The sequence below is a fragment of the Priestia sp. USM5 genome (genome assembly GCF_058323215.1).
Genome location: NZ_JBSGKN010000001.1, coordinates 1,955,755 through 1,979,810, shown reverse-complemented (window position 1 = coordinate 1,979,810; position 24,056 = coordinate 1,955,755). Strand labels below are relative to the sequence as shown.

The following is a 24,056-nucleotide window of genomic DNA, read 5'->3' as shown; positions in this document are numbered from 1 at the left end:
TACAAGCCCCTGCATTATCTGCCAGGGGCTTGTTTTTTGCTTTTATGAACAACGTCTACTCCACCCGAAGCAGATATAATGCTGCCTGTAATCATATCTGAGTTTTCATCACAAAGAAACTCAATAATACGCGCAATGTCTTCTCCCGTACCTGATCGGCCCACAGGCGTTTCCTTGTCTTCTAGTAATCTTGCTTTTATGATATCACTTTCTTTCATGTCTCCTACAATATCTCCGGGACAGACCATATTGGCCGTAATCCCGTATTCGGCTACTTCTAGAGCAAGCGATTTGGTCAGAGAAGCCAGCCCTGACTTAGCGGCACTAAAAGCCGCGCGGTCCATCCATCCAGGGGTATGCTCTACATCTTGAAAACCGTATGTAATAATCCTTCCAAACTGCTGCTTTTTCATAATAGGAACAACAGCTTTAACAAAGTGAAAAACAGAGCTTAAATTCCCTTCCACCATTTCATACCATTCACTGTCTGTGTACTCTATTAATTTCTTTCTTTCAAATACATACGGACCTGCATTATTAATTAAAACATCAATACGTCCAAACCGCTCCATAGCCTGCGCAACGACATATTCAATATCTTCTTTATTTGTTATGTCTCCTTCTACAAACTGTACGTTATCACTATATTGATGCCATTCTTCTTGCAGTTCTCGCACTTTATTTTTATCACTGCGAAAATGGACGGTAACGGAATACTGCTTTTTCAGAAACTGTTCTGTTACTTTTTTGCCAATACCTTTATGACCTGCCGTAATTAATGCATGTTTCATCGACCTTCACCTCTTTTACTCTACTTCTCTACTATATATATTAGACAGCTCCTTGATTTCTCCTTTACTAACGGAAAAAAGCCCTTGACGAAAGGGCTTTTCTTTTACGGTCTTAACAAAATTTTACCTGTACTTTTTCGGCTTTCAAGAAGCTCATGTGCTTTCGCCCCGTCTTTTAAGTCAAATACCACAGGATCAGTTAGCACAAGCTGACCTTTGCTGATCCACTCAAACAGCTGCTGTGAGCGTACTTTGCGTTCTTCATAAGATACAAGCACGTTCCACAGATCTCCTCCTGTAAGCGTTTTAGAGGTATCCATTAGCATACGCGGATCCACTGGAGCCGGATCGCCTCCTGCCATTCCGTAAAACACTACGGTTCCTCCTGTTTTTACGGCTTCAAAGCTTTTTTCTAGCGTAACCCCTACAGATTCGTAGGCAACATCTGCGCCTCGCTTCGTTACTTCTTTCACTTGTTCCACCCAGTTATCTTCGTATAAAAAGACATAGTCAGCCCCTGCTTGAGCCGCTGCTTTTGCTTTTTCAGAAGATGACGTTAAGCCAATAACCTGCCCGCCTAATAGCTTAGAAATTTGAACTAAAAGCTGCCCTACACCTCCAGCAGCTGCGTGAACAAGTACATAATCACCCGGCTGAATGCTGTAGCTGTCTTGTGTTAAATAGTGAGCCGTTAACCCTTGCAAAAGCACAGAAGCAGCTGCATCAAACGAAATATCGTCAGGTACAGCAATTATTTTATCCTGTGGCACGGCAACAAGCTCTGCATTTGCAAAAGGAACGTCAGCAAACGCAATGCGGTCTCCTACGTTAACGTGACTTACTTCTGCTCCTACTTCTTCTACCACACCTGCTCCTTCATATCCTAAAATATATGGAGGTGTACCCGTTAAGTGATAGTTCCCTTTTCTTCGGTAAACATCCGCAAAATTAAGTCCAATTGCTTTTGTTCTTACTAGTACATCTGTTGGTCCAATAGAGGGATTCGGTATATCTTGATAGTGAAGAACGTCAGGTCCTCCAAATCTTTCAAATACTAATGCTTTCATATATAAGTTACCTCGTTTTCTTTATGTATTCCCTTTCATCGTAATTCAACGAGATAACAAACACAAGTTTCTTACTCAGCAAAAAACGCTTTGTCTCCTCATGAGACAAAGCGTTCTTTTACTTTGTTTGCGCTACAACTTCTCGCATTGTTCCATTTTTTTGATAAGACGCATGAAAAGAAAAGGCTTTTTCAAGAACGTGCGGTGTTTGGCCGCCTCGCGTGAGCGCTTCTTCGTAATACGCCATAAGCTGATCGCGATACATTGGGTGGGCACAATTTTCAATAATGCGTTTTGCTCGTTCTCTTGGAGCGAGTCCGCGTAAGTCTGCGTATCCTTGCTCTGTTACAATGACATCCACATCGTGTTCCGTATGATCAACGTGCGAAACAAACGGCACTATGCTTGAAATATCACCGTTTTTAGCAATGGATTTTGTTACAAAAATACCAAGGCGCGCATTTCGGGCAAAATCTCCTGAGCCTCCGATTCCGTTCATCATTTTTGTTCCCATCACATGTGTGGAATTGACGTTTCCGTAAATATCTAGTTCTAGCGCGGTATTAATTGAAATCAGCCCTAAACGACGAATGATCTCGGGATGGTTGGAAATTTCCTGCGGACGAAGAATAAGTTTACCTCGATAGGCTTCAAAATTCGAGAAAACTTGTTTCATTTTATCTGCTGAAAGCGTAATTGAGCAGCAGGAAGCAAACGTAACTTTTCCTGCGTCAAATAAATCAAACACGGCGTCCTGCAATACTTCGGAATATACTTCTAAATCATGAAACTCAGAATCTAACAAACCGTGGAAAACGGCATTTGCCACGGATCCAATTCCAGATTGTAAAGGAGCAAGCGATTCAGTTAATCGCCCTTCTTTAATTTCTTGGCGTAAAAATGAAATCAAATTTTGAGCCATCACAACCGTTTCTTCGTCAGGTGCTACAATTGTAGACGGTGAATCTAGCTGATTTGTAAACACAATACCCTTTACTTTATCTAAATCAATTGGTATGCCTAACGAACCAATACGATCATCGGATTTTTTCAAAGGAATTGCATCTCGCTTTCCTTGAGCGCCCGGATCATACAGATCGTGAATACCTTCTAACAGCTCTGGCTGCGCTGTGTTTATTTCAATAATAATTGATTTTGCATGCTCGGCAAACACCATTGAATTGCCGATTGACGTTGTTGGAATCATCATTCCGTCATCTGTGATAGAAACCGCTTCCAAAATAGCGAAATCTATTGAATCTAACACGCCTGAACGCACCCATTCAGAAGTATGCGATAAATGCTGGTCAATAAACTGAAATTCACCTTCATTAATTTTTTTACGCATCGTCGGATCCGCTTGAAACGGCAGGCGTTTGTTTAACATGCCTTTTTCTGCAAATAGCTTATCCACATCTGACCCAAGTGAAGCACCGGTATACACGCTGACTTTTATTGCCTCAGTTTCCGCTCGTTTCGCTAGCGCAAACGGCACAGCTTTGACATCGCCCGCGCGTGTAAAACCGCTTAGACCAAGCGTCATTCCATCTTGAATCCAAGACGCTGCTTCTTCAGCAGAGACAACGCGATTCTGTAATGCTTCATGCTTAATTCGATTACGTACGTTTTCCATTCTCTTCACTCCTTGTTTTTGCTCTTTTTACCATTTTACTGTAAAGAAAGCGTCCACAAGAGTTTTTGGAATGAAATGGACAAAAATAGCGACAAAACAGCATATTTGATGATAATGAAGCTAAATGACGGTTAAAACCCAAGCAGCTTTCGAAAATAACTGGCGTACGACTGACTGACCGGAATTTTTTCTCCATTGTTCATCACTAATAAAAAAGTCGAATGTGTATCAGGGTAAATTTCTTGAATTTGTGTCACATTGACGATAAAGGAACGATGACAGCGCACAAACTCTTCTTTTGGAAGCACATAATCAAATTCATTTAACGTGTATTTATGCGTACCCGTATACTTCTGTGCGTACACATAGGTTTTTCGGTCACGCGCTTCTACGTAGATGATTTTTGAGAAAGGAACCGGTATCCATCCTTCGTTCACCTTTAACGTCACAACTGACTTTCCGCTCGTTAACGCAGGAAAAATCGCCGTTACGCATCCTTGAACATCTCCTTCATCTAAAAAAGGCACGGCCATGCCGTAGTAAGGTGTGCCGAACACGTCTCGGTGAATAAATTCCGATACTTTTTGCTTTCGTTCTAATGCTTTATATGTAATCGTTCCTTTTTTTATTTGATCTCCAGGGCTGATTTTCAAATTAATTCGTTTGCTTGCTCGGTAATACACGTACGTTTCTAGATCTGAAACGGCAATCGACGCTTCATCGGAGAACAATTCACTGATAACATCTAGTAGGGCTGAGGCTTTAAATGGTTTCATGGTTTCACCTTCTTTTGTCTAGTTAAACACGTTGCTTCTTTATTGTAGCGCAAAAGCAAAAGCGATTGGGAGACAAGCATGGAATTTATCCTTTTAACTGCATAAAATTTCTATTTTTTCACAACATAAAACAATGAAATGAAGGAAGGGTGAAATGTATGGGCTATGCTGAATCGACGTTTCGAATCGCCTGTTCATTTTTTGTGTTGCTTCTTTTAACGCGGCTCATGGGAAAAACAGAAATCAGCCAGTTAAATGTATTTACATTTATTACGGCGATTACGATTGGTAATATTGCTTCTTCCCTTTCCACTGATAAGCGAGTAGAGATTGATAAAGGAGTTTATTCACTGCTAGGATGGACATTTTTAACAATCGCTATGGGCTATATTGGAATGAAATCGAAAAAAGCACGGCATCTTATTACCGGTGAGCCTAAAATTGTGATTAAGCAAGGAAAAGTGATGGAAAAGGCGTTAAAACAAGTGCGGCTAGATATTGAATCTCTTTTAGGCATGCTGAGGCAGCAAAACGTATTTTCCATAAAAGATGTCGAATACGCCATATTAGAAATCAATGGAAATCTTTCCGTTATGCAAAAACAAGATAAAAAGCCAAACGCGTGGTCAAAAACGCTTTTATTTCCCACTTCAACTGGCGTTATTTACGACGGAAAAGCGAATGAAGATGCGTTGAAGGACCTGCACGTAGATCATAACTGGCTGCATAAGCAGCTCGAAAAAGCCGGAGTCAAATCAATTGATGACGTCTTTTATGCTGAGGTTCAGTCGGACGGATCGCTTTATATTGACTATAAAAAAGATAAATTTAACTCATAAAAAAAATCCGTACCATATAAGGCACGGATTTTTTATTAGCTTGCTTTTTTTACACGATTTGTAATGGTATCTTCTTTTGGTGATGTTTTGCGAATAAAGAAGGCTAAAACAAACGCGATCACACTTAAAATCGTTGCGATCATAAACGCATCGTTAATACCCATTGCTGTACCTTGATTCACAGCTTCAGCCATACTGCCTTTATCTGTCGGCAAAATTTGCTGATTCGTTACGATGTTTTTCACGTGTTTTTCACCTTGATTCATCATAATGGATACAAAGAACGCCATTCCTACAGCTCCGGCAACCATTCGAAGCGTATTAACCATCGCGGTACCGTATTTATTTAAGCTAAGCGCAAGCTCATTTAATCCAGCTGTAAAGATCGGCATCATAAGCAGTGACATCCCAAACATACGAACAGTATAGACAATCATGACATACATAAATGTTGTGGTTGTTTCAAGCTTTGTTAATTCATATGTTGTCACAACGGTAATTGCTAAACCAATAACAGCAAGCCATCTTGCGCCGAACTTATCAAACAGCCTTCCTGTAATCGGAGACATAATCCCCATTACAATTCCCCCAGGAAGTAGCAGCAAGCCTGAAAGAAACGGTGAAAAGCCGCGTACGTTTTGCATATAAATCGGCATTAAAATCATCCCTGAAAACATTGCCATCGTCACAATTACGTTAATAATTGTTGTCAGCGTGAACATGCGGTAACGGAAAATACGGAATTCAAGAAGCGGCTGATCAATTTTTAACTGACGGAAAATAAAGAACAGAATCGAAATACCGCCTACAATAAACATGGCTAACACTTCGGTGCTGGTCCACCCCTTTGTACCGCCCGTAGCGAACGCATACAGCAAGCCGCCAAATCCAATTGTTGATAAAATAACGCCAAGCACGTCTAGCTTAGGTCGGCTTGTTTCCGTTACGTTTTTCACCAAAATAATAGCCGCAATTACGTTGATAAGTGCAATTGGAAACATCATAAAAAATAAAACACGCCATGAGTAGTGCTCAACGATTAAACCAGAAAGTGTCGGCCCTACTGCCGGTGCGAAGTTCATGGCTACTCCAAAAATCCCCATCGCAAAACCGCGTCGGTCAGGCGGGAATAACGTGAAAATAACGTTTGTAATTAACGGAAATAAAATTCCCGCTCCTGCAGCTTGCACGACGCGTCCCACTAAAATAACAGAAAATGTCGGTGCGATACCGCAAAGGAGTGTTCCTACTGTAAACAGACCCATTGCTGTAATATACAGCTGCCTTGTCGTAAATCGATTCATTAAAAATGCTGTAATTGGAATAACAATTCCGTTTACTAACATAAAGATGGTTGTTAACCAGTTCCCCGTAGCCGCCGTTACATGGAAATGATCCATCATTTGCGGAAGCGCAATGTTAATTAGCGTTTGATTTAAAAAAGCGACGAGCGCTCCCATTATCATTACGCCAAAAATAGACCGAGTTCGGGCTTGATCGGACTGTTGTGTTTGTGTATTCATTTTAACAAGACCTTTCCCTTTTAAAATTATCTGTATGTAAATCTTCAGATGACAAACAGGTTAAGAATATAGTTTATATGTTCATTCTATTAATTTATGTCACGAATATTTAATGAACTTAATTATATACCGGATAAATATATCCGTTTCCGAAATATTTGTCAACAAATATGATCATTTTCGTAAAACTTTTCCATCAGTATATATAAAGTAGCTTGCCCTTTAATGAAGAAAAAAATGAGAGCCTTTCAACGAAGGCTCTCATTTCTTTAAGGAATACTTATTTTAAGATTTGAACTTTTACCGTTTTTCTTCCCCATTTTAACGCTTCTTTTTGAGAAGGAAGAAGAACATCAATTTTATTTCCTTTAATCGCACCGCCTGTATCAGCTGCGATTGCCGTGCCATAACCTTCTACGTATACTTTTGAACCAAGCTTAATCACTTTTGGATCGACAGAAATCACTTTTTGATTTGGATTCTTTTTTAAATCGATTCCAATCGCCGTTTTTCCGCTACAGCCTTTGCAGTTCGCTGTGTACGCTGTTGCTGTTACTTTAAATTCTTTCACAACGTTTGAAGACTTCGCAGGCGCTGCTTTAGCAGGCGTGCTTGATTTTACTTGAGATACTTTTAATACTTGTTTCGGATGAATGCTGTCTGACTTTAAGTTATTCCACTGTTTCAGCTGACTAACCGATACTTTATATGTCTTTGCAATTTTGTATAGCGAATCTCCGCTTTTTACTGTATATGTATTTGTTGCAGCTGATGCACCACTTGCCACTCCGAACAGTGACATTAGAACTAAACTGAACGTAATCATTGTCTTTTTCATGTAATTGATTTCCCCTTTATCTACCAATACATAAAAAATAACACATGAATATTACAGTTATATTTCAGTAACATGTCAATAGTTTGATAGTTTAGTTACAGTAAAAATAAATATTCTTCCTTTTAAACTAGTAAATTAATCACCTATACTCTTCGAAAACATACATATTTAGGTATATGACGGTGCATTTACACACATTTATAATGGATTATTTCATTTGTAACATTTCACTGGTTCTAGAGGCTTAGACTTTATTTTAAATTGGTTATTTAGAACATAGTTTATTTAAAATTAATAAATGCGTTAAAGGATCTTAATATAAATCACTTTTTACACCGCAGTTGATTTCCGTGCAAGACTTCGCTTTCCGCGGGTGGCCGATGAGCCTCCTCTTCGCTTGCGCTCCTGCGGGGTCTCATCTATTCCACTATTTCTACAGGAGTCTTCGTCTTGCCCTCCAATCAACTGCTAGAAGCGTATACATATATCACCGCGATAACAATAAAAAATCCGAACGCGTTGGATTCTCCATCAAGAATCTCAATTCATCGTTCGGATTTCCCTTCAACTAAAATGCTTTTATCATAGCCTTTTTATTTGAAATTAAAATACCTGCAATACTTGTTAATACGGCTGCCACTGAAGCATTCTGGCTGCCTCAAACCTTTTTTCTACATTCGGCCAATAAACGATTTTCCACCAATTATCAACGTAGGGATCACGTTCATTTTTATACTGTAAATAATATGCGTGTTCCCATACGTCTAATACAAGCAGCGGAATCGTATCCCACTGCGTGAGAAGCTGATGGCGCTCAGCTTGCAGAACTTCAAGCTTTCGCGAACGCGGCGACCATACTAAGATTGCCCAGCCAACACCTTCTACTTTTTTAGCGGCTTGAGAAAAGTGCATCATAAACTTCTCATAGCTGCCAAAGTCTTTTTGAAGCTGCTGCAGCAGCTGGCGCCTCGGTCGTCCTCCTCCTTCTGGACTCATAATCTCCCAAAAGATTGTGTGTAAGTAATGACCGGAGCCATGAAAAGAAGCTTCCCGTTCCCAATGTTTTATGAGGTCAAAATTGTTTGTGTTACGGGCTTGCTGCAGCATGAGCTCTGCTTTATTTAATCCATCGACATAGCTTTGGTGATGCTTGCTGTGATGAAGACGCATAATTTCCCGGTTAATATACGGTTCAAGAGCTGAATAGCTATAGCCAAGCGGCGGCAGCTCATGCTGCCCCGGAGCTATCGATTCCCTCTCCCTGCCGTCGTCTCCAAGCCGCTCTTTTAAGATTTTATCAATGTGCCGTACCGCATTATTGATTTCTTCTAACGTATATTCGTTCACATCTTCTTCACTTAAATATTCAAGAACATCTTCTTGCGTGCGCGTGATATATGACGTTATATCTACTTCTGTAAAGGCTTCTTCAAATACAGGATCACATACTTGTTCAAGCCAGGTCTGAACTTCCATCAAGTATCTTTTTCTCTCATCTTGATCGGCCATACTTCCCCTCCTTACACCTCATCTTCACTATCATATTCAAAAGAAAAAGCAACATAACTTCCTACTTGTATCTATTGAGGTAGAAAATTCGACATAAAAAAGCAAGAGCTCCTTAAAGGATAAACTCTTGCCTTTTTTCTTATATCTTCTTCGCCATATTCACATAATCAATCGTTTCTTGCTTACTAACAGCTGCGTGCTTCAGCTTCGGGTTATAATAGAGCTCCACTTTTATATTATTAATTTCACAGTCGTCTGGCATATCCTGCAAATCCGTTAGAAACGGCAACAAGTGATTGTTCATATCGTATTCAAACGCCCCATTTTGCAAGTAATACACCTTTGGCACATAGTTAATATGGCGAAAAAACTTCACTACGTTAATTCGCTCACCGTATGAGGCGATCACTTCATCTTCTGTCAAGTTCGGATAAGATAAATTAAACACTTGCCGAACCGGCGTTTTCAGCCACTTGGTCAAGCAAGTCTGCGGATTATTGACAAGCGCTTTTGCTCCTTTTACGTACCCCGCTAAAAACATTGACATAAAGCCGCCGCCCGAAGATCCGTAAAATAGCACATTAGACGGACTCACCTGTACTTTTTTCATGAACTTTTCAATTAAAACCGCAATGTCTTTTAAATAAAAACGGTCGCTTGTCCCTTGCCCCCACGCAAGCGATACCTTTCCTAAATAAAGCGTAGGATCGTTATAATAAATAATTGAATCTTGGAATTCATTCATCCACGAATGGCGCTGAAAATATGGAGGACCTGCCGGCATTTCTTGACTTGCTCCTCCTCCTGAACCAAACACAAGCAAATGAGAAGACTCTTTTTTTAATCTCACCAAAAACTCAAACAGCACTCCGTTCCACTCGACTCCTACTAAAATGGGCTTATCAAACGGCAGCTGAAGTTCATCCAGCTTTTCATACGTACTATTTATCTTTTCATATTGATCAAGCAACAGCTCTGCAACTCACTTTCCTTAAAATGATCCGTCTTATGCGTCTGACATTGATCATGGCTCTGTAAAAAAAGAACCTGTTACAGTGTATGAAAATCAGTGGACAAATGTTTGTACACGTTATCAAAAATAGGCCCTACCTACATATCCTCCTAGGCTTCTGTCACGAAATAAAACTCTCTACATACGATACAGCATCATAAAAAATTCAAGGATAGGAGCTGGAGACCCTTGTCAACGCCCTATATGGATTACAATAATCCAAACGTACAATACTTTTCTGATGTGAACAAAAACAGACTTAATACGCGAAACGATCAAAATTACATTAACCGATTGGGCCGGGATGTGCTCAACACATTAGGAAATGTATCATTACTTGATATTTACTTAAGCAAAAGCCGCGTAGTCGAACCGCACTATCACCAAAATGCCGCTGAGCTTGTCTACTGCATTTCAGGCTCAGCCGTCGTTTCATTAATCAATCCGTTTAACAACGAAGTCACAAATATTCCGATTACTCCCGGTCAAGTAGCCAATATCCCTCAAGGCTGGTGGCACTGGGAAATTGCGTCTGAAGACAGTACGCATTTACTCGCTATTTTTGACGCTCCATATCCGGAATACATTTTTGGGTCTGATATTTTAAATAAGACGCCTATTGAAGTGCTTGCTCACACGTACTGCTTAGATCCGGAGCAGCTAAAGGAAACGCTGGCTCCGCTAAAAAATCAAACCATCGTAATTGGACCAACGGACGAATGCGGAGAAAAAGAACACTATAAAAAGAAAAAACAAGGAGGCCCTGTTCACCACCAGAAGCCTACTTATACGTATCCTCCGCCTCAGAATTCTTATTATCAACCTCAAAATCCTTATCACTATCGATACTGGTAGAGACAAAAAAACCCCGCTGCCAGTGCAACGGGGTTTTTTGACGAATACATAACGTTATTAATCTGTATATGTACTGTGAAAAGCGGCTTCAATATATGCAACTTGGAAATGATAATGTCCAATTAAATATTTCACAATATCCACTTGATCGATTTTGCCAGGCTTATCGACCATCGCTTCTTTCACCATTTTTTCAAATGTACCTTGATCAAATTGTTCTTCATGAATAACAATTGTTTCAGAGTACGTTTCGCCTTGCCCTTCTGAAATGCGGTAGTAATACAATTTCTTCACCTCAATTTATCTTAAATGTATGTATACCCTTAACTACTCATTTTAAAACATTTTTTCAGCGTTCTTTTTCCGCTTTACGATAGGCTGCGGCTTTTGCTTTTACAAGCAGCCTTGTAAACCAATACGCTACTAACGTTATCCCTATATCAATCAGAAAAATATAGAACAAGCTCATTCCTTTTCCTGAATCAATAAATTTAAAATGGTGTTCAAGGGGCGCCAGTCCAAATGAAAAAACAGCGCTCAGCAGAATCGTATACAGATAAAAATTCTTTTGGTGATTCGTACAATATTGATAAAGCAGCAGAAAGCCTACCGGCAAAATAGAAGCGGTAATATTCGTTGCGTTCGGAAGCAGCGGCGTTAAAAAAAACGTGTGCGTTAAATGACCGCTTCTCCCAAGTGCAATATCAATATATGCCCAGAGCATGTGCACTGTGTAACCGAAGAAAAACACCTCAAAGATCCTCGTCCGATCTACGGTAAAATACAACAACACAAGAGGAAGAACGAGCGAAGCAAGCACCACCCAAAACTGCCAGTTTCCAAAATCTGAATACTGATGCCAATACGACGATAATAACTCCTGCAGCTTATCGCTTTGTTCATGTATGTGTCCCCAGTATCGTTCATAACTCACTGAAGTAACCTCCCATATAGAGTCTCTGCTTATGTATGTACGAATAAGCTCCATTTTATACAGAGAAACATGGAAAGCGGCCATTTATTGCTTGTGATCACCTAAATACGTCATCAGGAGTTCACGTTCAATGATTTTACTCGCTTTTCGATCAACAGCGTACGCTTTTGCTGTTGCCCTTGAGCTAACTGACGTGGATAGCTTCTCATCTTTAAAATGCAGCGCGACTCCGTCATCTACAGCGTAGCCTTCTTTCATTTCCCCGCTTGCCATTAACTCATGATACGAAGGTCTTCGATTGCTTTCTCCGTCGTAGTGAGGACAGTTGCTGCCCGTTAAAAATCCTAAACAGTCGATTTTAGCCAGTTTATTGTTCATTGAATCGGTGACGCCTTCTTCAAACCAGCAAATCGAACCTGCGCTTATTCCCACTAAGATCACTCCTTTTTCATAAGCCTCTTTTAAAATCGTATCCAGTTCCCATTCTTTCCATAAAGAAAGCATATTCCTTGTATTACCGCCGCCTACATACAAAATATCGTGCTGCAGCACATATGCTTTTAAATTCATAAAGTTTGGTGAAAACAGCGATAAATGAGACGGTGTACATACCAACTTCTCAAACGCTTCATAAAACCTTTCTATATAATTATCGGCATCTCCGCTGGCTGTAGGGATAAAACAGATTTTCGGCACATCTATATGAGCTTGTGAAAGTATGTATTAATCCAGAAGCAAGTTATCCGGCTCCATCGAAAAACCTCCGCCGCCCATGGCTATAATTTGTCTCATTTCAATCATTCCTTTCAAAAAAGTGATATAGAAAATGTAAATTCATACTATTTCAAACAAGAAGTTTTCCGTATAATGGAAGAGTGATAAAAAGGTGGTGCAAAGCTCTTGAAAATAGTACGGACACTTTTACTAATACTAGGCATTTTTATTATCTTGTTTTGTATCTTTGGCTATATCGATTATAACGGTCAAAAAATGGAACTTGGAGCCAAACAAGAAAAAAACATTCCTTCTTCCATTAACACTGGCGGGGGAACTATTACGCTATCTGCTATCAGTAAAAAATACGATAAAACGCAGTTTGGCTTTTTTGTTATTCAAAACAATTCGACGCATACCTTAACGATTCCTTATGAAAATACGGCGGATCACTTAAAAGACGGAAAGTGGTACGAAGTTGTGCTAAACGGATTGGAGTTTCCTGATAAAACTGTCACGCTGAAGCCAGGGAAATCACTCAAATTAGATATCGCAACTCCTAACTACAAAGTAGGAAAATATCGTTTTGTTCAACACTTTAAAGATGAAAACGGAAAAGAGTATGTACTAGCGGCTCCTTTTGAAATCGTTTGGCCGAGTCTTAAAAATGTTCTCGGACAGTTTGATTAAAGGTAAAAAAGCACTTACCTGCTATGAGGTAAGTGCTTTTTATCAGCTCTGATTTAAAACGCGAAGCGTAACTTGCTTTGTTCCGACTTTTACCGTCTCTCCGTTTTTGATGGCTTCTTTCACACTGAGACTGTGCAGCAGAAGATTTTCTTGAAGCAGCGTTTCAAACTTCGCAACGGCTTCCTTCACTTCTTCGTCTCCGCTAAGTTCCAAATCAATACGTAAGTTCACGGGTAAATCCAGCTTTTTGCGATAATCTTGAACCGCTCGAATTACTTCACGAGCGACTCCTTCCTGCACGAGTTCTTCGGTTAAAGCCGTATCCAACACCGCAGTGTACGTGCCGTTGGATGCAACTGCAAAACCTTCTTTTGGCACTTTTTCAACGAGTACGTCCGCCGTTTCAAGCGTTAGGTTTTCTCCTGAAGCAAGCGTAACACTCAGCTTGCCTTGTTCAACAAACTCTTTCCCTTTCTCTTCTGAAAGGTTTTTCAGCGCTTGGTTGACCTCATTCACTTGTTTCCCGAACTTTGGCCCAGCCTGTTTAAAATCAAGTTTTAATACGTATGATACAAGCTTGTCGTCGTCTTGCTCCACGTTAAAGTTCTTTACATTAAGCTCATCTTTGATGACATCATGGTATGCTTCCCACTCTCCATCTTCTTCCGTTACCACAAGTGAAAGACTTTGCAGAGGCTGCTTTACTTTTAACGAATGCGTATTTCGGATGCTTCGGCCTAGCTCAACTACTTGCAGTACCGCTGCCATTTCTTTTTCCAGCTTTTCATTCACTTTGGTTTGATCACACACAGGATAGTCTGCTAAATGAACGCTTTTCCCTGTCAGATTTTCATGAATATCATCCGCAACAAACGGCGTAAACGGTGCTAACAGCTGACTAAGCGTGACTAACACTTCATGAAGCGTATCGTAAGCCGCTGCTTTTTCGCCGTCCATCCCTTCTGACCAAAAACGATCGCGAGAACGTCGTACATACCAGTTGCTTAGCTCTTCAATGAATGCTGCGATTTCACGAGCGGCATTTGTAAATCCGTAATCTTCAAGATGTGCTGTTGCTCGCTTAACCGTACTATGCAAACGTGAAAGAATCCACTTATCCAATTTTGTTTTTTTCAATTCATACGTTTGCTTCGGGTCATAGCCGTCAAGCTTAGCGTACAACACGTAAAAGCCGTACACGTTCACGAGTGTATCAATCACTTTTGACTTCGCTTCTTGCACGACGCGCTCTGAAAATTTCTTCGGATTCCAAGGCGCACTGTCTGCTAAAAGCGCCCATCTAAGCGCATCCGCACCAAATGTATGAATAAGATCAACAGGGTCTAGCGCATTTCCTTTACTTTTAGACATCTTTTGACCGTTTTCATCTAACACGTGGCCAAGAGACAAAACGCGCTTATAAGGCGCTTTTCCAGTAAACAGCGTTGAAACTGCCATCAAGCTGTAAAACCAGCCGCGCGTTTGATCAATTCCTTCTGCGATAATGTCTGCTGGAAACTGCTTTTGAAACAGCTCGCTGTTTTCAAACGGATAGTGATACTGCGCAAACGGCATCGAGCCGCTGTCAAACCAAACGTCAATCACTTCTGGCGTTCGCTTCATTTCTCCGCTGCAGACCGGACACGTCAGCTGCACGTCATCTACATAAGGCTTATGAAGTTCAATACTGTCATCAACGGAATGAGACGCATGATTTTGAAGCTCTTTGATACTTTTCGGAGCTACTTGATGCGCACATTCCCCGCATTCCCATACGTTCAGCGGCGTTCCCCAGTAGCGCTTTCTGCTGATGTTCCAGTCCACCATATTTTCTAAAAAGTTGCCAAAGCGGCCGTGCTTGATATGATCCGGGTACCACGTCACGCTTTCATTGTTTTTCAAAAACTGTTCCTTCAACGCCGTCGTTTGGATAAACCAGCTTTCATTTGCGTAATAAAGAAGCGGCGAGTCGCATCGCCAGCAAAACGGATAGCTGTGCTCATGCTTTTCTTTATGATACAGCACGCCTTCATTTGCTAAATGACGAACGATATCAACGTCGCAGTCTTTCACGAAACGTCCTTGAAAAGGCGGCACTTCAGACGTGTACTGTCCTTTTTCATCCACTACGTTCACAAACGAAAAGCCGTTTTCTTTTACGACTCTGTAATCATCTTCACCATATGCAGGTGCTAAATGAACAACACCCGTTCCGCTTTGGTCCGTTACATAATCAGCCGTTACGACTTCATGACCTTTTTCAACGTTCACAAAATCAAACGGTGGCTCATATGACATCCCTTTTAACTCATTTCCTTTATGATGAGATAAAACCGTATACTCTCCTTTTAACACTTTGTCTGCAAGTGCTTCTGCCACTATATACACGCTGTCGCCTTGCTCAGCGCGAACGTAGTTCATCTCTTCATGCACCGCAAGCGCCACGTTTGACGGAAGCGTCCAAGGCGTTGTCGTCCACCCTAAAAAATACTCATTATCGCGGTTTTTCACTTTAAATTTCACCGTTACCGTTAAATCTTTTACATCTTTATACCCTTGCGCTACTTCATGCGAACTCAGCGACGTTTGACAGCTCGGGCAGTAAGGTGATACGCGGTGGCCTTTATAAAGAAGTCCTTTGTCATGAATCGTGCCAAGCACGTTCCATACGCTTTCAATGTATGAATTCTCTAAGGTGATGTAAGGGTCTTCCATATCAACCCAATAGCCAAGCTGCTCCGTGAACGTGCGCCATTGTTTTTCATACACAAACACACTTTCCTTACACTTGTTGATAAAAGCTTCTACGCCGTATTTTTCAATGTCATGCTTCCCCGATATCCCGAGCTGCTTTTCGACACCGAGCTCTACCGGCAGTCCGTGCGTATCCCAGCCTGCTTTTCGAATCACTTGATGCCCTGTCATCGTTTTATAACGAGCCACCACGTCTTTAATCGTCCGGCCTAGCGCATGCCCCACGTGAGGCAAACCGTTTGCTGTTGGAGGCCCTTCATAAAATACAAACGACGGATGCCCTTCCCTGTTTTGAACCGACTGGTGAAACACATCTCCTTTTTGCCACTGCTGCTGGATACGCTGTTCGCGCTCTTGCGAAGACTCCCTTACATTCACTTCTTTCATGTGATACCACTCCTTTTAAAGTTAAAAGCACACAAAGAAACCCGTCCCTATGACTAGGGACGGGTTTTAACCGCGGTACCACCCTGGCTTCTATTGATCCGTTCATCAATAGCACTCAGCAACGTACAATCATACGCGTTCTTTTTAACGGTAGACTACCGTTCAAACTTACTTATAGTTCAGTTTGACTTCTCAGAGAGGATATTCCCCTGCGGCTTGAACACCGGCTTTCAGCTATCACCAGCTCTCTGTGGAACAAACTTGCAGCGTACTGATTCTCTTCAACGAATTTGTGTGCTTTTATTAGTAGCTATTGTATGCGGTTTGGAAGGGAATGTCAATGTTTATGATATTTATGTATGTTTCTCCGTATAACGTAGCCATCTATTGATAAAATAACTGCTTACCACTGTTTGCTGCCTTTTTCACGCTCTCAGGAAAAGGAAATATACACAAAAAACCACCTCATTTAAGGTGGGTATTATTTGGCTCTCCGACTTGAAAGACGCTTTTTAAAACCAGTTAATAAACGGCGGAATGCTCTGAGGGAAATGAAATAGATTGCACGGATCATATGCTCGTTTCACTTCTCGAAGCTTTTTAAAATTCTCTCCATAATACGCCGTTGGCCAATCTCTGATGAGCCGGTCCGGCCAGTTCACATAATCTCCAGTTGTATATCTCGATAAAGCATTCCTTAAGTCTTCAATCCATCGAATGTTTACTCGCTCTTCTGAAGGATGGCTCCATGTAGCAAGGTACTCCTGTGCGATAATAGCATCTCTATAATAGAAGGCCGTTTCATTAGAGCCAACTTCCTCCACTGCTCCCCCGAGAGACTGGTGCCAAATACTAGATTTTTCATTCGGAGCATTTTCTAAAAAATGCTTCATTGTTAAAATAGCGTCTTTTGGAAAAGGTTTATTAAGAAAAGAACCTGACCTTTTTCGAGGGGCGGGTTGGTTTCCGCTCGGATCGTCAAAAAATTGTACAGCTTCTATATATGAAACTTCCTTTATTACTACTTTTTTAGGACACCCAACATCTATTAAAGGCTGCAGAAGTTCCTTCAACTTGAATGATGAACCAACGAATTCACCTTGAGCGATAATCTGATTTGCTTCCTTGGATTTTAACTCAATCTCCGAAGTTAAGCGCTTATCGGTATTTGTGGCCCAGTGCTGCCATGCATCAAAAGCAGCTTCGAAATCTTCCCATTCCCATGTAATTGAAAAGATTGACACCTTTGAAATAGGCTGCACCTTAAAGGTAAGAGACGTAACAATACCAAAGTTTCCGCCCCCGCCTCCACAACAAGCCCAAAAGAGATCACTGTTGTAATTTTTATTTGCCTTAATGAGTTCAACTTCTCTCTGTTCATTTACTATGGCCATTTCAACTTCAAGCAAATTATCACAGGTAAGCCCAAACAGCCTTGATAACATCCCAATTCCTCCGCCAAGCACAAGGCCTACAAGACCAACACTGCTTTCCGTACCTGCAGGGATAGTCGTTCCTTTTTTCCATAATTCATTATATACTTTCCCTAGATTAGCTCCTGCCTCTATTTTCGCTGTCATGCTTTTACTGTCGAACTTGATTCTATCCATTTCACTGACATCAATCACTAATCCACCGTTTACTAATGAAAAATTTTCATAGCTATGCCTACCGCTTCTTATTCGAAATGGGACATGATTTTCCTTTACCCACTTCAATGCATTTACTACATCGTTTGTATTCTGACAAAATACAATTATTCTCGGAAATTTAGGCACACCTAAATTATTATTTGTTCTAGCCTGTTCATATTCCGCATCATCAGGTGTAACGATTCGTCCAGTAAGCTTTGTTTCCTCCACGATATAACCCCTTTCTTAATACAGATAAGATGCTATATCCTATGAATTTTCTTCAAAAAAGACACACAGTTTAAAGGGAGGAAAAAGAGAATAGAAAACTTACTGGAGAGGTTCAGGATAAGTGTGCTAATTTATTTTTAACGTATTTTAAATGACGCCACTATGTGTAATTTACTTCCTAAGTATAAACATAGCAATCTATCATGTGCAAAAATCAATTTATATCATTTACTTGATATCTAGCGGGTCCTCTAAACACTTCTCTAACATGCCACCCAAGAAAAGCGTCACTCGGCTGGTATGCCGGATGAATCGGATCTCTAAGCTTTTGTCCATGATACTTCATAAGCCACTCTTCAAAGCCATTTGTTCCGTGCGCTTGAGTTGCCACTAACAGCTCATTATGATCTGAAAAAGTAAAAACTCCTCGATCAAATAATTTATGATGCATCGAACATAACGCGATTCCGTTACTTTCAATATCTGGCCCTCCCGCTTGATGCCACTTAATATGAGCGGCCTCTACACCAACTAAATTATGACCAAGACGAACGTTAAAACCACAAACAGCGCAGCTATATCCGTAAGCTTGAAGAATTTTCTCTCTAAACTTTGGATCTCTTCTTCTCTTTAACTGTGTTTCAAAATCCAAGCCTACGGCTCTTAATATATCTTCATGGATCGTATCCGGAAAATGCTCATTTAATAAAAATTGCGCTGCATCTTGAAGCAGCGTAGGATCATTTGCAAAAAGGTTGTAAACATCCTGTCTAAAACCGCCTACTATATTTGTACTCAGCAAATATTTATCTGTAAAGCTACGCTTATCAACTTCTTCACTTAGCTCCCATATTCCATCTCCTGTCAAACGAACAAAAGGATGCTCCGGATGATAGGAACTCCGAGAAGGTCCAAATTCCATAAGCAGCTCTTTTAAAGGGATTTTCACCTCGCTATACGGCAAGTGAATTTGCTGTTTAGACTGCAGCTGACCTAGGGCATACAGTATCAACAATGGTTTGTGCGGAGCTCTTTGATCCCTTTTTTTCCAGATGTTTAAGTTCTTTATTTTTTGTAGTACTTCTTCTCTGTTCATAAGCTTGCTTTAACTCCCATCTATAAAACTATTTAAAACTTTAGAGCTAAGACCGTTTTTGAAAAAGTATTAATAAATGTAAGTATAATAGCTAATTCTATTATATGACAGCATCAGATGAGCAAGGGAACTTTATTTGCAGACGCGTTTACAAAACGCTACTTTAAGCTTTCTTATCCAAGTTGTTTTATTCAAAGAATTCTTTTTTCATATCTTCTCTGCTTTTAAAACTTACTCGTTCTGTGTCTTTGATACATACGTTATATTAATCCTCTCATAAAGAAAAAAGCTCTCCAAGAAACATATAGGAGAGCTTTTAAAGGTTGCATATATTTTTTTATCGTTGGGATTCTCTATATCCAGCTGCCTGTGCATCCGCTTCTGAACAGAACCAAACAATGTTATCTTGAGTTCTGTCATAATAAGCTCCGCCAGGTACGTGGTAAATTTTCGAGTTTTTGTTACCTTTGATTTGTCCCGAACAAGACATATTAGACTGTTGATCATCACTCGGATCATTTTCAAATGGCTTATAATTTCCACTGTTGCTAGTAGAACTGCTAGGTGTAGACTGTTGACTAGCTGCTAGGTGTAGACTGTTGACTAGCTGCTTGTTGTTGAGCTTTTCGCTCTGCTTCTTGTTTTGCAGCTTGCTCCTCAGCTTTTCGTTCCGCTTCTTCTTTCGCCGCTTGCTCTTGAGCTTTTCGTTCTGCCTCTTCTTTTGTCGCTTGCTCCTCAGCTTTTTGTTCTGCCTTTTCTTTTGCTGCTTGTTCTTCAGCTTTTTGTTTTGCTTCTTCTTTTGCTGCTTGTTCTTCAGCTTTTCGTTTTGCTTCTTCTTTTGCCGCTTGCTCCTCAGCTTTTTGTTTTGCTTCTTCTTTTACTGCTTGCTCCTCAGCTTTTTGTCTTTTCTCTTCTTTTGCTGTTTTATCACTATCATTCTTTTCAACTTTTTGCTTGCTGCTATCAGCACCATCTTTTTTAGATGAAACAGTGACGCTGTTTTGCGAAGAACTTACTTGAGTTGAAGCAGGGGTAGAAGTTGATTCTCCATCTGTAAAAGCTACAGCAATAAAAAAACAACTAATAATTAAATATAGATAAGAAAATAATACACGTTTTCTTGTTTTGATTTTAAATTTAGGCAATACCCACTTTGGCTTTATTAATCCAACAAATAAGCCTGTGATGCTTAAAAACAGAATTAGTAAAGCTAGTCCCATAATAAAATTATGAGTAGCTGCTGGTAATAAGGGATGTAATATGAATAAAAGAATTAAGGTGTAAACAGTAGAAGCCATAAACATTTTCCAAGTTGTCTGTGAACGATATCCTAATACCTTAGTCCAGACAGGTCTTTTTACTACGTTAACTTCCATAGAAGAGTGGTTACGAATAACTTGCTCTACTTCCTTTCCTTTTACCTCTATTGTAATATCTCTATTTTCACCATGACCTACAAATGTAAATACTGATTTTGCAATGCTATGGTCAATTGTAACGCTAGAGAAATCAGCCCATTCATACCGCTCAATTAACATTAAATTCTGTTCAGCGTTGTTGTTAAATTCATAAAAATTCATACCTTTATCGTCTACTGCCGAGTAACATACATTTGAACTTCTTTTCCCGTAATTAGCTTTTGATACTAGCAACAGCTTATTTTGACTATTTGTATAATTGTTCTCTATATAAGCTTTTGCAATTGCTTCATTGGATTCTTTTTGGTTCTTATACCTTGTCTTAGACATTTTGACCTTTCCCTCACTCTTTCTTGATTCCTTACACTAAAAATAGATAAGTTAGTGTGGACCTACTAATATTCGATTCATATGCAACTAATCTATCTTACAATAAAATGTTGTATAAACGGGTATTATATTTCCTTTAATTTCTTTAAAAGGGCTATTTTAGATTTGACCTGCACTTATAAAGGGAATGAAAAGATTAAAAGAAGGAACGAAATGTTATGAGTATAATATTTTCAGCTTCATCTCCATTTTCATACTCTTTCTTGTTCTTATTTTTGTAATTAAGCAAGGAAATGTTCCTTATTAACAACATCTACTCAAATAAAACCATCGGCTAAGATTTAGCCGATGGTTTGGTTCGTTAGAGTCTTTATTTATTTCTAAGAATGTTCATCTACATAACCTGGCTTCTAAAGGAGCGGTAAAAGAGATACTCATACCTCTGCAACACATCAAATAAACATATACAGAATGATACATCTGATGGGATTTGAAAGGAGAAATCACCTTTGACAAAATATCGTATCATGACCTTTGATGGAGGCGGTACTTTAGGTGCTTTAAGTTTACAGCTTCTGAATAGATTGGCTCATCAAAATCCAAAGTTAATTAGTGAAACCAATGTTTTTTCAGGAAATTCGATTGGTTCATTCACTGCTCTTGCACTTGCAAGCGGAAGATCACCAGAAGAGACGTTTCAGTTTTTCAAAGATCAAATCTTACCAGCGTTCAGCGTTTCCCGACCGGGCGGACCTGTTTTTAATCAACAATTACCCTATTCTGGTTTTATTAAAGCCATACGAACGTTTTTCCCCCGAGACCTTCGTCTTAGAGACTTAAAGAAACGAATTGTTGTGCCATCCTTTCACTTATTTTCACCAGAGCTGAATCGTTGGAATCCTGTGTTATTTCATAACTTCCCAGGTTCTCCTTATCTTAATGAAAAAGCGAGTGACGTAATACTTAGGAGCAGCGGTGCTCCCGCGACGCAAAGAGCTTATCAAAACTACGTAGATGGTTATACAGTAGCAACTAACACCAGTACAGCTAGTATCGCGTTTGCAGTGGGAAAAGCAAAGCAGACGTTAGATCAAATTGCCGTATTATCCATCGGAACAGGGGAGCAACCAACTCAATTAAGGAGAGATACAAAGGGATGGGGAATGGTGAGTGCCGATAACATACGTCCCGAAGATATGGAAGACCTTCCGCCAAATTGGGGAGTACTTTTAGACCGGTCTCCAAATGAGCCATTGCTGCCGTTTCTTCAGATTATCTCTGGTGGATCAAGCTACTACGAGTCAATGGTCAGCTCTGAGCTTTTAGGCGATCAGTTTTTCCGGTTGAATCCGCGGATTCCTAATTTCTCTAAAACGGACCCTTCGGTTGTTCCCGCTCTTATTTTGATTGCTAATAAAACGAATTTACGGCCTGCGTTTCATTTTATCGAGAAAAACTGGAATTGATGTAATTACCCTACCCAATAATCTGTTTGTTTTTATTGTAAGCCTTTGGACTTTTTATAAAAACGCTGCCGCGTTGGCAGCGTTAAGGCCAAGGGTTTTGCCCTCCTCTCTTCTAATGATAAATAAGCGGAAGAAACCCTGTTTATCAAGTTTTATTCTCAGCATCAACTGCTAGAAATTCACAGAAACGACCTTTATTTTTTAGCCATTTTTGTAAATCCCTTAGCAATATTGTTATTTAAAATGCTGTTTCTCTATCTTTTTTATTTTCTATTTTGGTGGACAGGAAATTCTGGGATAATATTAGTTTTAAAAGCATCCCAATACCAAAAGTCATAAGCAGCTTTTAAGTTTGAGAAATGCTCTATCTTTATTCTTCTATCTTCATGGTAACCGACTTGGCTTTCACTCATGCCAAACACCTCTATGACAGTAGGCGGTTGCGTATCTATAAATAAACCATCTGGTTTAATTCCATTCCATTTTGGATGATATTTAGTATCATATATTCTTTGTACCAGTCTTCTTTCCCGGCAAATTTGATCATACAGATATCTCTCATAAGAACTTTCAATAACCACTCCTTTAGAATTAATAGGAACTATAGCTGTACTAATAATTTGAGGAGGTTTTCCACTTCCAATACTTTTTATGAAGCCCCCAATTATATATGGACCTTGGTTCACCCTAATTGAATCGAATGCTTTGTTAATTGCTTCACTCTCTACTGTAAATTCAATCTCTGTATTATCCAGTGGATTACGTGCATAAACCATTGAAATCCCATTAACCTTTTGTTCATGCCTTATATATTCCAGTAGATAAAATACGTGATACTTGAACTGATTCGCTCGCTCCACAAAATAGATAGAACCAGGCTTTCCTTTTTTATACATAATGTCATTTAAAGTCAAACTATTAGAAATAAAAAGCTTTTTAGTAGTTTTTTCAATAACTTGTTTATAGATAATTTTTAAGTCAGGATAAGGATCTGTTCCCTTAAAAACATTAAAGAAAATATAATCATCCCAAGATTTAGTTAGTATCTTTCTAATTAATTCATAGATTGACAGTTTGTTTTGTGTAACCCCTGGAGTTCCACCACTTGAACCGGAATCACAAGAGTTGGAGGAGCTAACATTTTGTCTAATTTTCTTGTTCTTGTAATGACTGGGATTTAAATTTATGTGTATATTTTTATGTTCATCTTCTCTCCAGTTGGATGAATAACCATTGCCTGAAGTGTAACTTCCACCAAAGTAGTTACACCCCTCCACATGCCACTCCTTTTGATTAGAGAAGGTACGTAGATGATAGTTACCTGTATCTTCAGAGTATGAAATAGTCATATCTATTTTCTTAATAAAATTACAAGTGCAGGTAAGCGAAATTTCTTTTCGTTTTAAAAGTGGGTGCCAAGTTTTAAATAAGCGATTGCGTTCTTCCTGTGATTTGTTTTCGATTAACTCTGTGTAAGCATAATATTGCTCTTTAGATCTCTCATCTTTATAATTTAAATGCAAACATCCTTTCAATTTCCACAGTCCTCTCATAATAGGTCT

At 39.7% G+C, this 24,056-nt stretch carries 22 protein-coding genes and 1 other annotated feature; of the genes, 4 read left to right on the top strand and 18 right to left on the bottom strand.

Annotation, left to right across the window (positions count from 1 at the left end; all coding sequences use genetic code 11):
- Nucleotides 1-14: 14 nt before the first annotated feature.
- The 4 genes from ACWATA_RS10790 to ACWATA_RS10775 all read right to left on the bottom strand — a co-directional run bounded on the left by ACWATA_RS10790 (nucleotide 15) and on the right by ACWATA_RS10775 (nucleotide 4,267).
- On the bottom strand, nucleotides 15-791 hold the full coding sequence (locus ACWATA_RS10790; protein ID WP_028413041.1) for an SDR family oxidoreductase: 777 nt from the start codon (nucleotides 789-791) through the stop codon (nucleotides 15-17).
- Nucleotides 792-895: 104 nt separating this feature from the next.
- Nucleotides 896-1,858 carry a quinone oxidoreductase family protein gene (locus ACWATA_RS10785; protein WP_028413040.1) on the bottom strand — a complete coding sequence of 321 codons (963 nt, stop codon included), beginning with the start codon at nucleotides 1,856-1,858 and terminating at the stop codon, nucleotides 896-898.
- A 118-nt stretch (nucleotides 1,859-1,976) separates the two neighbouring features.
- The gene (gene scpC / locus ACWATA_RS10780) at nucleotides 1,977-3,491 is read right to left on the bottom strand and encodes a succinyl-CoA:acetate CoA-transferase ScpC (protein ID WP_473049830.1); all 1,515 of its coding nucleotides are present in this window, start codon (nucleotides 3,489-3,491) and stop codon (nucleotides 1,977-1,979) included.
- A 131-nt stretch (nucleotides 3,492-3,622) separates the two neighbouring features.
- Nucleotides 3,623-4,267 (bottom strand): LytTR family DNA-binding domain-containing protein, encoded by a 645-nt coding sequence (locus ACWATA_RS10775; protein WP_014459738.1) that lies wholly within the window; start codon nucleotides 4,265-4,267, stop codon nucleotides 3,623-3,625.
- Between the two features lie 158 nt (nucleotides 4,268-4,425).
- Between ACWATA_RS10775 and ACWATA_RS10770 the strand changes: the two genes are divergently transcribed.
- Entirely contained in the window at nucleotides 4,426-5,106 is a 681-nt protein-coding gene (locus ACWATA_RS10770; RefSeq protein WP_033579243.1) for a DUF421 domain-containing protein, read from the top strand.
- A gap of 35 nt (nucleotides 5,107-5,141) precedes the next feature.
- Here ACWATA_RS10770 and ACWATA_RS10765 read toward each other — a convergent pair whose 3' ends face one another.
- The 5 genes from ACWATA_RS10765 to ACWATA_RS10745 all read right to left on the bottom strand — a co-directional run bounded on the left by ACWATA_RS10765 (nucleotide 5,142) and on the right by ACWATA_RS10745 (nucleotide 9,946).
- Nucleotides 5,142-6,629 carry a DHA2 family efflux MFS transporter permease subunit gene (locus ACWATA_RS10765; RefSeq protein ID WP_028413037.1) on the bottom strand — a complete coding sequence of 496 codons (1,488 nt, stop codon included), beginning with the start codon at nucleotides 6,627-6,629 and terminating at the stop codon, nucleotides 5,142-5,144.
- Nucleotides 6,630-6,909: 280 nt separating this feature from the next.
- On the bottom strand, nucleotides 6,910-7,467 hold the full coding sequence (locus tag ACWATA_RS10760; protein ID WP_014459735.1) for a 3D domain-containing protein: 558 nt from the start codon (nucleotides 7,465-7,467) through the stop codon (nucleotides 6,910-6,912).
- A gap of 330 nt (nucleotides 7,468-7,797) precedes the next feature.
- Nucleotides 7,798-7,932, bottom strand: a complete 135-nt coding sequence (locus tag ACWATA_RS10755) for a hypothetical protein (protein ID WP_473049829.1) — start codon at nucleotides 7,930-7,932, stop codon at nucleotides 7,798-7,800.
- Between the two features lie 159 nt (nucleotides 7,933-8,091).
- Nucleotides 8,092-8,976: a superoxide dismutase gene (locus ACWATA_RS10750; RefSeq protein ID WP_098627470.1), complete on the bottom strand. Its 885-nt coding sequence runs from the start codon at nucleotides 8,974-8,976 to the stop codon at nucleotides 8,092-8,094.
- 139 nt (nucleotides 8,977-9,115) lie between these two features.
- Entirely contained in the window at nucleotides 9,116-9,946 is an 831-nt protein-coding gene (locus ACWATA_RS10745; RefSeq protein ID WP_098999541.1) for a glycosyl transferase family 2, read from the bottom strand.
- Nucleotides 9,947-10,177: 231 nt separating this feature from the next.
- Between ACWATA_RS10745 and ACWATA_RS10740 the strand changes: the two genes are divergently transcribed.
- The gene (locus ACWATA_RS10740; protein WP_165635293.1) at nucleotides 10,178-10,843 is read left to right on the top strand and encodes a cupin domain-containing protein; all 666 of its coding nucleotides are present in this window, start codon (nucleotides 10,178-10,180) and stop codon (nucleotides 10,841-10,843) included.
- A 57-nt stretch (nucleotides 10,844-10,900) separates the two neighbouring features.
- Here ACWATA_RS10740 and ACWATA_RS10735 read toward each other — a convergent pair whose 3' ends face one another.
- The 3 genes from ACWATA_RS10735 to ACWATA_RS10725 all read right to left on the bottom strand — a co-directional run bounded on the left by ACWATA_RS10735 (nucleotide 10,901) and on the right by ACWATA_RS10725 (nucleotide 12,497).
- Nucleotides 10,901-11,137, bottom strand: a complete 237-nt coding sequence (locus ACWATA_RS10735; protein WP_226313298.1) for a hypothetical protein — start codon at nucleotides 11,135-11,137, stop codon at nucleotides 10,901-10,903.
- Between the two features lie 55 nt (nucleotides 11,138-11,192).
- Complete coding sequence (locus ACWATA_RS10730) at nucleotides 11,193-11,777, bottom strand: hypothetical protein (protein ID WP_165635294.1); 585 nt, start codon at nucleotides 11,775-11,777, stop codon at nucleotides 11,193-11,195.
- A gap of 84 nt (nucleotides 11,778-11,861) precedes the next feature.
- On the bottom strand, nucleotides 11,862-12,497 hold the full coding sequence (locus ACWATA_RS10725; protein ID WP_321201884.1) for a Type 1 glutamine amidotransferase-like domain-containing protein: 636 nt from the start codon (nucleotides 12,495-12,497) through the stop codon (nucleotides 11,862-11,864).
- Between the two features lie 180 nt (nucleotides 12,498-12,677).
- On the opposite strand from ACWATA_RS10725, the gene ACWATA_RS10720 reads away from it, so the two are divergent.
- Nucleotides 12,678-13,181: an immunoglobulin-like domain-containing protein gene (locus ACWATA_RS10720; protein ID WP_473049828.1), complete on the top strand. Its 504-nt coding sequence runs from the start codon at nucleotides 12,678-12,680 to the stop codon at nucleotides 13,179-13,181.
- A 42-nt stretch (nucleotides 13,182-13,223) separates the two neighbouring features.
- Here ACWATA_RS10720 and ileS read toward each other — a convergent pair whose 3' ends face one another.
- The 5 genes from ileS to ACWATA_RS10695 form a co-directional block, all read right to left on the bottom strand.
- Entirely contained in the window at nucleotides 13,224-16,322 is a 3,099-nt protein-coding gene (ileS, locus tag ACWATA_RS10715; protein ID WP_473049827.1) for an isoleucine--tRNA ligase, read from the bottom strand.
- Nucleotides 16,323-16,374: 52 nt separating this feature from the next.
- Nucleotides 16,375-16,616: a binding site (T-box leader), on the bottom strand.
- 218 nt (nucleotides 16,617-16,834) lie between these two features.
- Entirely contained in the window at nucleotides 16,835-18,184 is a 1,350-nt protein-coding gene (locus tag ACWATA_RS10710) for an FAD-binding oxidoreductase (RefSeq protein WP_473049826.1), read from the bottom strand.
- A gap of 214 nt (nucleotides 18,185-18,398) precedes the next feature.
- Nucleotides 18,399-19,280 carry a phosphorothioated DNA-binding restriction endonuclease gene (locus tag ACWATA_RS10705; protein WP_028408214.1) on the bottom strand — a complete coding sequence of 294 codons (882 nt, stop codon included), beginning with the start codon at nucleotides 19,278-19,280 and terminating at the stop codon, nucleotides 18,399-18,401.
- A gap of 337 nt (nucleotides 19,281-19,617) precedes the next feature.
- Nucleotides 19,618-19,770 (bottom strand): sunset domain-containing protein, encoded by a 153-nt coding sequence (locus ACWATA_RS10700; protein ID WP_454189566.1) that lies wholly within the window; start codon nucleotides 19,768-19,770, stop codon nucleotides 19,618-19,620.
- 88 nt (nucleotides 19,771-19,858) lie between these two features.
- On the bottom strand, nucleotides 19,859-21,028 hold the full coding sequence (locus ACWATA_RS10695) for a calcium-binding protein (protein WP_473049825.1): 1,170 nt from the start codon (nucleotides 21,026-21,028) through the stop codon (nucleotides 19,859-19,861).
- A gap of 509 nt (nucleotides 21,029-21,537) precedes the next feature.
- On the opposite strand from ACWATA_RS10695, the gene cotR reads away from it, so the two are divergent.
- Complete coding sequence (cotR, locus tag ACWATA_RS10690; protein WP_473049824.1) at nucleotides 21,538-22,494, top strand: sporulation hydrolase CotR; 957 nt, start codon at nucleotides 21,538-21,540, stop codon at nucleotides 22,492-22,494.
- Nucleotides 22,495-22,757: 263 nt separating this feature from the next.
- On the opposite strand, the gene ACWATA_RS10685 is transcribed toward cotR, so the two are convergent.
- Nucleotides 22,758-24,029, bottom strand: a complete 1,272-nt coding sequence (locus ACWATA_RS10685) for a hypothetical protein (RefSeq protein ID WP_098331822.1) — start codon at nucleotides 24,027-24,029, stop codon at nucleotides 22,758-22,760.
- Nucleotides 24,030-24,056 lie beyond the last annotated feature (27 nt).